Origin of the sequence: Haloarcula sp. CBA1115, assembly GCF_000827835.1 — an archaeon.
GTDB classification, from domain to species: domain Archaea; phylum Halobacteriota; class Halobacteria; order Halobacteriales; family Haloarculaceae; genus Haloarcula; species Haloarcula hispanica.
The window spans coordinates 1,031,487-1,044,351 of the sequence record NZ_CP010529.1 but is presented as its reverse complement, the minus strand read 5'-3'; the positions used below and the strand labels follow the sequence as shown (position 1 = coordinate 1,044,351).

At 63.8% G+C, this 12,865-nt stretch carries 13 protein-coding genes; 5 read left to right on the top strand and 8 right to left on the bottom strand.

The genetic code is table 11. The features are described from left to right. The first annotated feature begins 195 nt into the window (after positions 1-195). Positions 196-405: a hypothetical protein gene (locus SG26_RS21085; protein WP_014041186.1), complete on the top strand. Its 210-nt coding sequence runs from the start codon at positions 196-198 to the stop codon at positions 403-405. Positions 406-523: 118 nt separating this feature from the next. After that, complete coding sequence (locus SG26_RS05020; RefSeq protein WP_050037017.1) at positions 524-1,513, top strand: aldo/keto reductase; 990 nt, start codon at positions 524-526, stop codon at positions 1,511-1,513. A gap of 376 nt (positions 1,514-1,889) precedes the next feature. On the opposite strand, the gene SG26_RS05015 is transcribed toward SG26_RS05020, so the two are convergent. From SG26_RS05015 to SG26_RS04990, 6 genes are all read right to left on the bottom strand, one after another. Next, the gene (locus SG26_RS05015) at positions 1,890-2,225 is read right to left on the bottom strand and encodes a hypothetical protein (RefSeq protein ID WP_014041184.1); all 336 of its coding nucleotides are present in this window, start codon (positions 2,223-2,225) and stop codon (positions 1,890-1,892) included. An 875-nt stretch (positions 2,226-3,100) separates the two neighbouring features. Next, positions 3,101-3,817, bottom strand: a complete 717-nt coding sequence (locus tag SG26_RS05010) for an ABC transporter ATP-binding protein (protein WP_050037016.1) — start codon at positions 3,815-3,817, stop codon at positions 3,101-3,103. Further along, positions 3,814-4,551, bottom strand: coding sequence for an ABC transporter ATP-binding protein (locus SG26_RS05005; RefSeq protein ID WP_050037015.1), 738 nt, complete (start codon positions 4,549-4,551; stop codon positions 3,814-3,816). Before SG26_RS05005 ends, SG26_RS05010 begins: the two co-directional genes overlap by 4 nt. Further along, entirely contained in the window at positions 4,548-5,669 is a 1,122-nt protein-coding gene (locus SG26_RS05000; RefSeq protein WP_050037014.1) for a branched-chain amino acid ABC transporter permease, read from the bottom strand. The genes SG26_RS05005 and SG26_RS05000 overlap by 4 nt, the downstream gene beginning before the upstream one ends. Further along, positions 5,662-6,549, bottom strand: a complete 888-nt coding sequence (locus tag SG26_RS04995) for a branched-chain amino acid ABC transporter permease (protein ID WP_014041181.1) — start codon at positions 6,547-6,549, stop codon at positions 5,662-5,664. The genes SG26_RS05000 and SG26_RS04995 overlap by 8 nt, the downstream gene beginning before the upstream one ends. A 3-nt stretch (positions 6,550-6,552) precedes the next feature. After that, positions 6,553-7,923, bottom strand: a complete 1,371-nt coding sequence (locus tag SG26_RS04990; protein WP_050037013.1) for an ABC transporter substrate-binding protein — start codon at positions 7,921-7,923, stop codon at positions 6,553-6,555. 101 nt (positions 7,924-8,024) lie between these two features. Here SG26_RS04990 and SG26_RS04985 point away from each other — a divergent pair, with 101 nt between their 5' ends. Beyond that, entirely contained in the window at positions 8,025-9,164 is a 1,140-nt protein-coding gene (locus SG26_RS04985) for an acyl-CoA dehydrogenase family protein (RefSeq protein ID WP_050037012.1), read from the top strand. A gap of 30 nt (positions 9,165-9,194) precedes the next feature. Here the strand turns inward: SG26_RS04985 and SG26_RS04980 are convergent, their stop codons facing one another. Next, positions 9,195-9,638, bottom strand: coding sequence for a MaoC/PaaZ C-terminal domain-containing protein (locus SG26_RS04980; RefSeq protein WP_014041178.1), 444 nt, complete (start codon positions 9,636-9,638; stop codon positions 9,195-9,197). Between the two features lie 276 nt (positions 9,639-9,914). Between SG26_RS04980 and SG26_RS04975 the strand changes: the two genes are divergently transcribed. Continuing rightward, positions 9,915-10,724 carry an SDR family NAD(P)-dependent oxidoreductase gene (locus tag SG26_RS04975; protein WP_044952010.1) on the top strand — a complete coding sequence of 270 codons (810 nt, stop codon included), beginning with the start codon at positions 9,915-9,917 and terminating at the stop codon, positions 10,722-10,724. A 36-nt stretch (positions 10,725-10,760) separates the two neighbouring features. Here the strand turns inward: SG26_RS04975 and SG26_RS04970 are convergent, their stop codons facing one another. Continuing rightward, positions 10,761-11,462: an HAD family hydrolase gene (locus SG26_RS04970; protein WP_050037011.1), complete on the bottom strand. Its 702-nt coding sequence runs from the start codon at positions 11,460-11,462 to the stop codon at positions 10,761-10,763. Between the two features lie 168 nt (positions 11,463-11,630). Between SG26_RS04970 and SG26_RS04965 the strand changes: the two genes are divergently transcribed. Then, positions 11,631-12,848: an acyl-CoA dehydrogenase family protein gene (locus SG26_RS04965; RefSeq protein WP_050037010.1), complete on the top strand. Its 1,218-nt coding sequence runs from the start codon at positions 11,631-11,633 to the stop codon at positions 12,846-12,848. Positions 12,849-12,865 lie beyond the last annotated feature (17 nt).

Here is a 12,865-nt window from a genome sequence, read left to right as displayed (position 1 = left end):
GTGTGTTACCCGGTGACTGGGCATTAAAATCCGCGGTCACGACTCTCTGGTCAGGGCAAGGTCGGCTTCACAACTTCGCTGGGACGACAACCTCCCGTTCCAAAAACCTCTCTCAAAGATCACGTTTGTGTTGCCAGTCACCAGCGGACACCACCCTCCCCCATAATCGTAACCGCAAGACAGCGACGATATGATGTGCATGAACGATCTGCCCTGTTTTTACTCTCGTACTGCGAAGGGAGTGTGTGGTCGTCGATGGGATTGTTCGATAACGCCGTGTCCCCTGGGGAGGAACCGAGACGCCGGTACACCTGTCTGGTGTGCCAGGCGTCGTTCGACGTTCAGTACCACTCGTGTCCGGACTGCGGTGCGTACGACATCCGCCGGACGAAGTGGCTCACGTAGCCCCCGGCGTCCACGTTGGCACGTCCACCGGACTGCCTGCTATCGGGCTACACTGCCCTTTTTTAGATTGGTGCCGCGTACCACAGCCACCAAGTGACCGCCGACGGTACGGCTATACGTGAACCGACGACAGTTAGGGACGACAGGGTACGACGTGACAGCTGTCGGACTTGGGACTTGGAATATCGGTGGTGACTGGGGCGACGTCTCGGCGGAGGAAGGCCGAGAAACGATCCGGACCGCGCTCGATGCTGGCGTCCGTTTCATCGACACCGCCGACGTGTACGGTGACGGCTTCAGCGAACAGCGCATCGCCGACGTGCTCGACGAACGCGAGGTCCGCGACGAGGTGACCGTCGCGACGAAGGCCGGTCGCCGACTCGACCCCCATACGGCCGAGCGCTACAACTACGACAACCTCTCCGAGCACGTCGACCGCTCGCGGGAGTACCTCGGGGTCGACACGCTGGAACTCCTGCAACTGCACTGTCCGCCGACAGACGCCTACTACCGGCCCGAGACGTTCGACGCCCTGGCGCGGCTGAAAGACGAGGGGAAAGTCGAGCACTGCGGCGTCAGCGTCGAACGCGTCGAGGAAGCACTGAAAGCTATCGAGTATCCCGGCGTCGAGACTGTCCAGATAATCTTCAACATGTTCCGCCAGCGACCCGCGGAGCTGTTCTTCGAGGAGGCCAAGCGCCGCGACATCGGCGTCATCGTCCGTGTCCCGCTGGCCTCCGGACTCCTGACTGGCAAGCTCTCCCGGGACATGGAGTTCCCCGAGAACGACCACCGGAACTTCAACATCGAGGGCGAGGCGTTCGACCGCGGCGAAACCTTCGCCGGCCTCCCGGTGGACGCGGGCTTCGACGCCGTCGACGACCTCCGCGAGCACGTCCCCGAGCGGATGACGATGGCCCAGATGGCGTTGCGCTGGATTCTGGACCACGACGCGGTGTCGACCGTCATCCCCGGCTCGACCTCGCCGGAGCACGTCCGGGCGAACGCAGCAGTCAGCGAGATGGACCCGCTCTCGAATCAGGTCCACGGCGCGGTACGTGACATCTACGAGGCGTACGTCTTCGACGACGTCCACCACCGCTGGTAATCGCCTGCGTGACAGAACTGTTCGAGAAATGCGGATCGAACGGACGTCGAAGGCCGATGCCGGGTGGGCAAACCCGGCGTGAAACCGTCCCGTACAGGGGAGCATGGGACGGTGGGCGTCGGGAGAGTACGAGCACGCACTGTGCTCGCACACAGTCTTCCGTGCGATCCGATGTTTGTTATACAGCTCTTTACGTGGTGACAGTGGACAGACTGGGCGACAGGGGGACGCTACTGCACTTCGGTCACGTCAACTGGAAATCTATCGCCGTTGTACACCGAAACTGGTACTCCGGAAGGTGTTACAGCCGTTGGCTCCGGTCATCATGACCGGTTCCGGCGAACTAGCCACCCGCTACCGGCCGGACTGTGGTGAATCACTCTTCGGTGGTGAGTTTCGGACCGGGCTTCCAGGTGTTGCCTTCGAGGACAACGAGGTCGTAGCGTTCGAGCACCTGAAGCGTATCGACGACCGCCTGAGCGTCGAAGGAGACGGCCATATCCTCGGGCAGCTGCTGGGCAATTGCACTGCGTGTCCCACCGTCCATACGGACCACCGTGTCAAGCAACTGTTCGAGGTCGTCGAGTAGCGAGACGAGCGACGTCGACCCCTCGTCTTCTGTTGCCAGTTTCGACATGACTTCGTCGTAATTCCCCGATATCTCCATCGATACTGACACGGTCTCGTCTTCGATGTCTTCTTCGTCTCCCATAGGGACAAATATATGCACACTTGTAGAAATACGTTTCCATATTTGTTACAACAGACGCATCTACCGGCTGTTTCACTGCAAAAGCGAGTTGTATGGGTGTTATTGTCTCTCCAATATGTGTAGTTATAACCACGTTCGGGGGCACTTTTTCGGTCTAATATAAGACCAAAACCGTTCATTCAGCAGTCGATATCTCTACCTAACTCTCAGTTATCGGAATAGTTGAATACATATCGAATATTTAGATCTATACCTCTGACCAAATCTGTTACCGTGGTCTCGGTAATATCACACCACCAAAGACGCACTACCCTGTTGTGATCGTTCGGATAGGTCGAATGATATCGAAAGCGCCTGCGTCGTAGCGTAAGCCTGGCCCGGTGGCAGTCAACTAGTCCACGTCAACTGGTAACCCTGCCGCCGGACCGGTGTATCCGCTCCCACGGGCGACACACGCTCGGGCAGTCTGCCCTCGCTTGTCCTACTAGATAACAAAAGTACGGTTATTATTCCACTGTACTGAGAAGTCCCTGTTTCTCCCGCTGGACCGGGCTATCGGCGAGCCACAGTGCCGTGGAACACTGTCAGTTTCAGTATACGGAACAAGCAACACATCGATTGTGTTTGCTCCCGGTGCGCTCTGCGTTTGCCGGCAATGAACCGTCATCATAAGAGACCGCGGCAAGCGCGTACAGCTATATATGCGCCCATTTCGCGGGGCGGTGTAGTCCGATGGCTGGCCACCCGTTGCTTTCACTGTATTCGGCATCTGTTCGAGAATACGAACCGCCGACAGCGAAGTGCGACTGCACGAGTGGCAGTCGACGACGGACGTAGTGTTAACACGTCCGAGGATTCGGTTCGCCAGCGCTCGCTCAGTGGATGCCGACGTACGCCTCCGTGATGTAGTCGTTGTTCTGGAACTCCGCGGCGGAGCCACTGAGCTCGACCCGGCCGGATTCCAGCAGTGAGAGCCGGTGGGCGTGGCGCAGTGCGAACGTGGCGTTTTGCTCGACGAGCAGGAGCGTCTGACCCTGACCGTTCAGCGTCTCGATGGCCTCGCTGATGTCGTCGATGATGACAGGAGCCAGTCCGAGCGTCGGTTCATCGAGGACGAGTAGCTCCGGGTCGCCCATCAGCGCACGTCCGACGGCCAGCATCTGCTGTTCGCCGCCGCTCATGGTCTGGGTCTCCTGGTCCCGGCGGTCGTCGAGCCGCGGGAACAGGTCGTACACCATGTCCAGGTCAGCCCGGACGGCATCGCGGTCCTCGCGGAACTGCGCACCCATGAGCAGGTTCTCGTGCACCGAGAAGAACGGGAACAGGTCGCGATCCTCGGTGCAGTAGACGAGGCCGTCGTTGACCAACTGCTGGGGGTCGAGGTCGGCCACGTCTCGCCCGTTGAACCGAATCGTCCCGTCGTAGTCGAGGAAGCCGGCGACGGCGTCCAACAGGGTCGTCTTCCCCGCGCCGTTGGGGCCGACGATGCCGCCGATTTCCCCGTGCTCGACGGTCAGCGAAACGCCGTCTAGCGCCTGTGACTTGCCGTAGTACACGTCGAGGTCTTCGACTTCGAGCAGCGGGTCGCTCATTGGACCGCGTTCACCTCCCCGGCGAGGTAGGCGTCCTGAACCCGTTCGTCACCGACGATGTCGGCCGGGTCACCGGCTGCCAGCTTCTGGCCGTTGTGCAACACGACGACCCGGTCGACGAGGTCCATCAGGCCGCGCATGTTGTGGTCGACGACGACCATGGTGATGCCCTGCTCGCGGAACGACTCGAACTGCTCTGAAAGCTGCCGGACCTCCGTCTGGTTCAAGCCGGCGAAGGGCTCGTCGAGCAAGAGGAGGTCCGGCTCCGTCGCCAGTGCCTTCGCGATTTCGAGGCGGCGAACGTCGGCGTGGGGCAGGGAGCCGGGGTCGTCGTCGAGAGCGTCCTCGATATCGACCTGGGCGGCGTAGCTTGCGATTGCCTCGTCGCTCGCGCCGCCGTCGAACGAGCGGACGCTGTTGGGGAAGGTGAACAGCTCGATGTTCTCTCGGACGGTCATCGACCCGATTGGATTGGACTCCTGAGAGACGCGCGACAGTCCACGGTTGACAATCTGGTGTGTCTTGTCGTCCGTAATATCTGTGCCGCTGAAGCGCACCGTTCCGCTGGTCACCGCGTAGATGCTCATGATGCAGTTGAACACGGTCGTCTTGCCGGAGCCGTTGGGGCCGATGAGGCCGAGTATCTCGCCGCTCTCGACGCCAAAGGAGAGGTCGTCGACGGCGACGAGGCCGCCGAACTGCTTGGCCAGCCCGTCGACCGACAGCAGCGTCACCGTCGGTCACCTCCCAGCGCGCCGAGTGCACGCCAGAGGAGACGGAACAGTCCGTCGCGGGCGAACACCAGCACGAGGAGGACCAGCAGCCAGAGGGCGAGCCAGCGCAGTTCCTCGCCAAGGCCGACGAGGAACACGTCCCGGAGTCCGACGAACAGGAACGCGCCGCCGAGCGGTCCCAGAATCGAGCTCATGCCGCCGATGACTGCCATCGCTATCATTTGGATGCTGTTGTCCACGATGACGAACGTCTGTGGGTCGACGCCCGCGTTGACGTGGGCGAGCAGGACCCCGCCGATACCCATCGGGACGGCGCTCAGCACGAACGACCAGAGCTTGAACTTCGTCGGGTCCAAGCCGGCCGCGGAGACGGCATCCTCGTTCTCGCGGATGGCGACCAGCACGGTCCCCACATCGGAGCGCCCGACGTAGGTCAGTGTGGCCGCAACGGCGAGCATCGGCACCACGACCATGTAGTACTGCAGCGTCAGGTCGTAGGTGAACACGTCGACGCGGATGCCCCGCAGGCCGTTCGTCCAGTGGCTCAGGGCCTTTGTCAGCCGGTAGAACAGCAGGACGGTGACGAAGGTGACGAGCGAGAAATACGGGCCACGGAGACGGAGCGAGGGGACGGCGATGGCCAGACCCAGCACCGTCGTCGCGAGTATCGACAGCGGGACTGTGACAAACAGCGATAGCTCCGGATTCAGATGGAGCACCAGCAAGCCGGTGGTGTAGCCGGCCGCCCCCGACAGCGCCGAGTGGCCGAAGCTGATGTAGCCGGTGTAACCGCTCTGGATGTCCCAGCCCATCGCGAAGACGGCCCAGACCGCGCCAAGCGTGAGCGGTCTGAGGTAGTCCTGGCCCCACAGCGGCGCGGTGACGAGACCGCCAAAAGCTACCAGCAACAGCAACAACTGCAGGCCGGTAATTTCGCCGAAGCGTTTGCCGAGTGTCCGGTTGTACCGCTCGGCGACCGGCCAGAGCAGCCGCTCCGCTGGCTGGCCGACCGCTCCGATGACGCCGGCTCCCTGCGGGAGGACGCTGTCTCTCAGGACCGATTCGGCGCGGCCAACGAGCCGGCCGATACCTCGGCCGGTCTGCTCTCGGTCACTCATGGACGAACTCCGTGCCGTACAGGCCCTGTGGCAGCACCAGCAGGACGACCACGAGGACCACCAGCGACATGATGCCGCGGACGCTCTGTCCGAGGAACTGTCCGGTCGCCGTCTGCAGGTAGCCGACGATGTAGGCCGCGGCGACCGACCCCTTGATCGAGCCGATGCCGCCCACGACGACGATAATAAAGGCGAGCGCGAGCGGTTCCAGCCACATCGTCGGTTCGGCCGCCCCGATGCCGCCCAGGAACACGCCGGCGATGCCAGCCAGGCCGCCCGCGACGAGCCACGTACGGGCACGCACGCCTGACACGTCGACGCCGGTGAGCATGGCTCCGCGCTCGCTCATCGAGGTGGCGCGTATCGACCGCCCGCTGTCGGTCTTGGTGACGTAGTACCAGAGCAGCCCCATCGCGACCCACGAGACGACAAAGGCCGCGAGTTCGACGTACAGGATTCGGGTCCCGAGCGCCTGGACCTGCAGCACGCCCGGCACCACGCTGTACTGGTAGGGTTGCGCGTGGAACACGAGCGTGACGAGTTCGGTGAAGGCGATGGCGACCACGATGGTCGCGAGGAACGTGATGACGACGTTCTCCTCGATGGTCCGAACTAACACGACGTAGAGGCCGTAGGAGATGAGGCCGACGACGACGATAGTGAGCGGGAACGCGACTATCGGAGGCAGCGTCACGCTCGCGAGGATGCTGTCCGAGACGAGACTCAGGTAGGTGTACGCGCCGGCCATTATCAGCGCACCGTGGGCGAGGTTCAACACGCCGCCGACGCCAAACACCATGGTGAAGCCGATAGCGATCAGGGCGTAGACGGCGCTGATGAGCGCGCCGTCGACGATGACGCTGGCAATGTCGCCCAGCATCGTTCACCCCATCCACGGCGGCGCGGCGTGTTCGGCTGTCTGCAAGCCCTCCGGGTAGACACATTCGAGCGAGCCGTCTTCGCGCCACTGGGTAAGCGGGTAGTTCGTGATGACGCCGTCACCGTCTCGCTCCTCTCGCAGGTCGTGAGCGTACGTCTCGTCGGCCCCGTAGAACTGGATTTGCCCGGCCACACCGGTGAAGTCAGTCTGGAGCAGCGCGTCGACAATTGTATCGAGGTTGTTCTCCTGGTCGACGGTACCGGCGCGCTCGGCAGCGTTCTTGAAGACGTGTATCGCGTCGTAGGTGACAAAGCCCATGTACATCGGCTTGCTCGGCGGGTCATCGGCGTCGCCGTACGCCTCCATGTACGCCTCCGTGAACGGGACCGTCTTCGACGTGATGTCGGTGACACCCGCCGCGCCGGACTGTGTCGTCGTCTCGTAGGCCGCCGCGCCTTCGGTGAGCTGGTAGTACGCCGGCAGCATCGACGCGACGTGCACTCCCTCGATGCCGAACTCGTACTCGCCCTGTGCCCAGCGGGCCGCCATCGGCCCGCCGTTGATGTGTGCGAAGAAGCGGAACATCGCGTCCGCACCCGCCGCGTCCACATCGTCAAGCACCGACCCGAAAGAGGTAGTATCCGTTGCCAGCCCGTTCACCATCGGCACGTCCAAGTCCGCCTCCTTCAGCAGGTCGACCAGCCGGTTCCGGAACACCGTCGTCCACTCGGCGTCGTCGGCGACGACAGCGAACGTGTTCCATCCGTGGCGGTCCGAGAGGTGGCCGGCGTACTGGCTGATGACCTCCGCCTGGAAGTGGGAGTTCACCGGCCCGACCCGGAACGTGTTCTTGTAGCGCTCGTAGTCGGACGCGACGAACTCCGTGACGGTACTCGGCGCGGCGGAGCCGGTGACCAGAAACGGCGTATTGAACTCCGACACGAGGTCCATGATAGACTGGGTCACCTCGCTGGAGAACGTGCCGACGATGGCGTCGACTTCCTCCTGTCGGACCAACTCGCCTGCGACGGTGCGCGCCTCGGACGGCGACGCCCGCGTGTCCTTCGTAACGAGTTCGACGGTCTGGTCGGCGATACCACCGTCGTCGTTGATTTCGGCGACCGCCATCTCCGCCGACCGCTTCGAGCCAACGCCGAGCGGGTTGTTCAGCGGTGCAAGGTGGCCGATGGTGACCGTCTCGGAGATGCCTCCACCTCCATTGGGGTTCTCTCCACCACCGCCGCCATCGCCGCTGCAGCCGGCGACCAGTCCAAGCGCCGTGCTCGCCCCGGCCGCTCTGATGAATGACCGCCGACCGATGCTGTTGGTATATGCTGTGCTGCTGTCGCTGGGTGTGCTCGTTGGGTCTGCCATGGTTTACCCTCGGTGGGTGGTACCACGTTCCAAACCATACACATTAAAGATGCGGGAGGATTCGACCAAATCTATATCTGGGTGGCCGTCACACATCGAATATGGCGTTTAGCTTGACGGCCGAGCAGACGGCAGTCCGAGAAGCGGTGCGTGAATTCGGCGAAAACGAGATCGAGCCGCTCGGAAAGGAATGCGACAGGGAGAAGCGCTACCCGGCGGAACTGATGGAGCAGGCGGCACAGTACGACCTCATCGCGCCGGAAGTCCCCGAGAAGTACGGCGGCGCGGGGATGGACAGCCTCACTGGCGTCGTCGTCACCGAGGAACTCTGGCGGGCCGACCCGGGTATCGGGAGCGCCATCGGCTCCCGTGGCTTCGGGTCGAGCATGATTCAGAAGTACGGCGACGAGTGGATGAAAGAGGAGTGGCTGCCGAAAATCACCAGCGGCGAGTCGGCGTGTGCCAGCGCTATCAGCGAACCCGCCCACGGCTCGAACGTGGCCGGCATCGAGACCTACGCCGAGCGCGACGCTGACGGCTGGGTCCTCAACGGCAACAAGATGTGGATTACCAACGGCACCGTCGCCGACGTGATGGTCGTGATGGCCAAGACCGATCCCGACGCCGGCCACGAGGGCATCAGCGCGTTCCTCGTGCCGACGGATACCGACGGCCTGCAGGCCGAGAAAATCGACAACAAGCTCGGCATCCGCGCGTCAGATCTGGCCGAAATCATCATCGACGACGTTCGCGTGCCCGAGGAGAACCTCGTCGGCGAGGAGGGCGCTGGCTTCTACCAGCTGATGGACTTCTTCGCGAGCGGTCGGGCGAATGTCGCCGCACAGGCTGTCGGCACCGCTCAGGCCGCCATCGACGACTCAGTTCAGTACGCGAACGAGCGCGAGCAGTTCGGCCAGCCGATCAGCGAGTTTCAGGCCATCGAACACAAGATCGCTGAGATGGCGACCAACGTCGAGGCCGCGCGGTCGCTCACCTACCGCGCTGCCAGCGCCATCGACGAGGACAACCTCGACGTTGCGACGAAGTGGGCCAGCATGGCGAAGCTCTTCGCCAGCGAGCACGCCGTCGACGTGGCCGACGAGGCGATTCAGGTCCATGGCGGTGCGGGCTACGTCACCGACCACAACGTCGAGCGGTACTACCGCGACGCCCGAATCACCAAAATCTACGAGGGGACCAGCGAGATTCAGAAGAACATCATCGCCGACCGCGTGCTGTAAGACTGCACCGAGGCTGGGAGACCGCACAGTCTACCGCCGGAGCGTCAGGAACTCGGCCGAGAAGACGGCTTCGTCGGCCTGATTCAGCGCGGTGACTTCGGTCCGGACGACGCCCGTCGCAACCGGGTGGTCTCGCCGCTCCTTGTCGACGATCTCGGCCTCGACGTGAACCGTATCCCCCAGAAACACCGGCTTGACGAACCGGAGGCGGTCGAGCCCGTAGAACGCGACCATGTGCCGCTTTTCGGCCTCGTCGCGGGCCTGCCACAGCAGTCCGGTGACGACTGAAAACACCAGTGCGCCGTGGGCGATACGCTCACCGTACCCCGAGTCGGCCATCCGCTCTGCGTTCGTGTGGAGGTGATTGAAGTCCCCGCTGACACCGGCGAAGTTGACCACGTCGGCCTCGGTGATGGTTCGCCCCGACGTGGTGAATCCCTCGCCAACCTCGACGGTTTCGAACTCACCGGCCATCGTACCGTCCCTCGCAAGCGACTGCGGAACGACGCTTCGGTTTCTGGTCTGGTCGCCACTGCCGCGTCCGCATCTGCCGGTTCCGGGACTGCGGTCTGCTACTGTTGCTGGACATACACGTCGTCACCGTGTCCCGCGCCGGTGTTAATGGTACCGGGGTTCTCCGGTCGTTCTCACCACCACCGCAAAGATACGAAGCACCTCAGCCTGTTCTGGCTGTTCAACTATATTCAACGGAATCCCGCAGAGGGGGCTCAGGACGTAGCTTTATTGGGGATGCCCGAGATGTCAGAAGCGATGTCAAAGCCACACACGGAGCGGTTTAGCCTGAAGGGTCAGCGGGCGATTATCACGGGCGCATCGAGCGGCATCGGCCGAGCAATCGCGGAGGAGTTCGCTGCCGACGGGGCCGACGTGGTTGTCTGCTCGCGCGAGCAGGACAACGTCGGCCCCGTCGCCGACGAGATCAACGACAGCGACCGGCCCGGCGAGGCGGTCGCTATCGAATGCGACGTGACAGACCGCGAGGCCGTCGAGGCGCTGGTGGAGGCGACCGTCGACGAGTTCGGCGGGCTGGACGTGCTCGTGAACAACGCCGGCGCGAGCTTCATGGCCGGGTTCGACGACATCAGCGAGAACGGCTGGAAGACCATCGTCGACATCAACCTCCACGGGACCTACCACTGCACGCAGGCGGCCGGCGACGCGCTGGCCGACGGCGACGGCGGGGCGGTCATCAATCTCTCCAGCGTCGCCGGCGAACAGGGCGCGCCGTACATGAGCCACTACGGGGCCGCCAAGGCCGGCGTCAGCAACCTCACGTCGACGCTGTCGGCGGAGTGGGCTGACCGCGATATCCGGATCAACTGCATCGCACCGGGCTTCGTCGCCACGCCGGGCGTCGAGTCACAGATGGGCGTCAGCGCCGACAACATCGACCGCGAGGCCGTCGAGCGCCGCATCGGCCTCTCCGAGGAAATCGCCGACATCGCGCGGTTCCTCGCCAGCCCGGCGTCGTCGTACATCGTCGGCCAGACCATCACCGCCGCCGGCGTCCCACGGCTCGAAGAGACGCCCGACATCTGAGCGCCGGGACCAGTACCGACGGCTGGGACTGCGGTGTCACTCCCCGGCCGAGATTCCGAGCCAGTCCGGCAATTCCCGGAGGTCGTCGAGCGCGATATCCACGGCGGGTCCGTCCTCAGCCCCGTAGGCGACCGTCCACAGTCCGGCCTCCGTCCCGCCGTCCATGTCGTGCTCGTAGCGGTCACCGATCATCACGGCCTGTGCCGGTGCGACTCCGGCCTTTCCCAGCGCCGTTTCGAACATCGCGGGGTCCGGCTTGGTTCGACCGACGGCCTCCGAAGCGGTGTACGAATCCATCGCGTCCCAGACGCCGAAAGCCCGAAGCAATTGCTTGCCCTCGTCGTCGTCCACGTCACTGACGACGCCCTGATGGAGCGGCGCGTCTGCCAAGACCTCGATGGCTGCGATGGCGTCGGGGTTGGGTTCGACCCGTTCGTCGCGGATGCTCTGGAACAGTGATTCCCACTTAGTTTCCTCGGGGCTGACTGTCAGAATCTCGTCGACTGCCAGCCGGTAGCCCTCGCGGGCCGGCCGGAACGCCGTCCCGTCGCGCTCGCCGAAGTACGTTCCGAGGGCCGACCGCCACTGTTCGAGGGCCGTGTCGGAATCCACGGCCACTGGATACTCCGCACACAACTGCTCGACAAACTCGCGGTGGGCCGCCCGGACGGACTCCATCCGAAGGATGACGCCCCCGATATCCCAGAAGACGGCCTCGACGTCTGGACTCTCGCTCACGGCAGCGGCTTGGACTGGCCCGGGTATGAAACTACCGCCGACGCTCGGTGTCGTGGTGGGGACGCCGTGATGACGTACCGGAACACGATTCCGGAAAATAAACGGCCGACCACGCGTTCGCTGTGCTCCAACACTTATGCTGTCGACGTACGAGAACGAAAGTGTGCCATGATATCGTTCACCGATTCCGAGGCTGCGACTACGCTTGCCGAGCGTGCCAGAGCGTTGATGGACGAGGTCGTCATTCCGCGGGAGCGCGAACTCGCAGGCGGGACGACTATCTCCGACGCAACAGTTCGTGACCTCCGCGCGGCCGCGCGAGAGTACGACGTGTACGCCCCCCAGATAGCCGAGGAACACGGCGGCATGGGCTATGACTTCCGGGACGTGTTGCCGACGTTCGAGGAAGCGGGTCGAAGCCTCCTCGGCCCGATTGCGATGCGAGTGGACGCGCCCGACGAGGGGAACATGCACCTGCTGGAGATGCAAGGGACGGACCTCCAGAAATCGGAGTACCTCGACCCGCTCGTCGAGGGCGAGATACAGTCCGGCTTCGCGATGACGGAGCCGATGCAGGGCGCGGGCTCGGACCCGAAGATGATACGCACCACGGCGCAGAAGGATGGCGACGAGTGGGTCATCGACGGCCACAAGTGGTGGACGACCGGTGGCGTCGACGCCGACATCCTGCTCGTCTTTGCCCGGACGGACGAGGACGTGCACCCGTATGAAGGGTGTTCAGTGTTCATCGTCCCGGCCGACGCCGACGGCGTGGACATCGTTCGGAACGTCCCGCACATGGGCAGCCAGGGCGACCCGAAGGGCCACGCCGAAATCGAGTTCAACGGCGTTCGCGTCCCCGAGGAGCACCTGCTGGGCGAGGAAGGCAACGGCTTCCAGCACGTCCAGCAACGCCTCGGCCCGGCGCGACTCACCCACTGTATGCGCTTCTCGGGGATGGCCGAGCGGGCGCTGTCCATCGCCAAGGCCTACACCACCGAACGGCAGGCCTTCGGCGACTCCGTGGCCGACAAACAGCACGTCCGCTTTGAAATCGCCGAACAGGAGACACAGATTCAGGCCGCGCGGGCGCTGGTCCGGGCCGCCGCGGACGCCATCGCCGCCGGCAATGAAGCCCGCGTCGAGGTGTCGATGAGCAAAGTGTTCGCCGCGCGGGCGACGCAGGACGCCATCGACACCGCCGTCCAGTTCTGTGGCGGCAACGGCATCGGCCGGGACCTCCCGCTGGCGGACTTCTACGAACTGGTCAGGACGTTCCGCATCGTCGACGGGGCCGACGAGGTTCACCTGCGTACCATCGCCCGCGAGGCGTTCGAGGACGTGGACAGCGAGGAACTGGAGCCAGTCCGTCGCTACCGGGAGTAGAACGCGGGCCGCCAGCG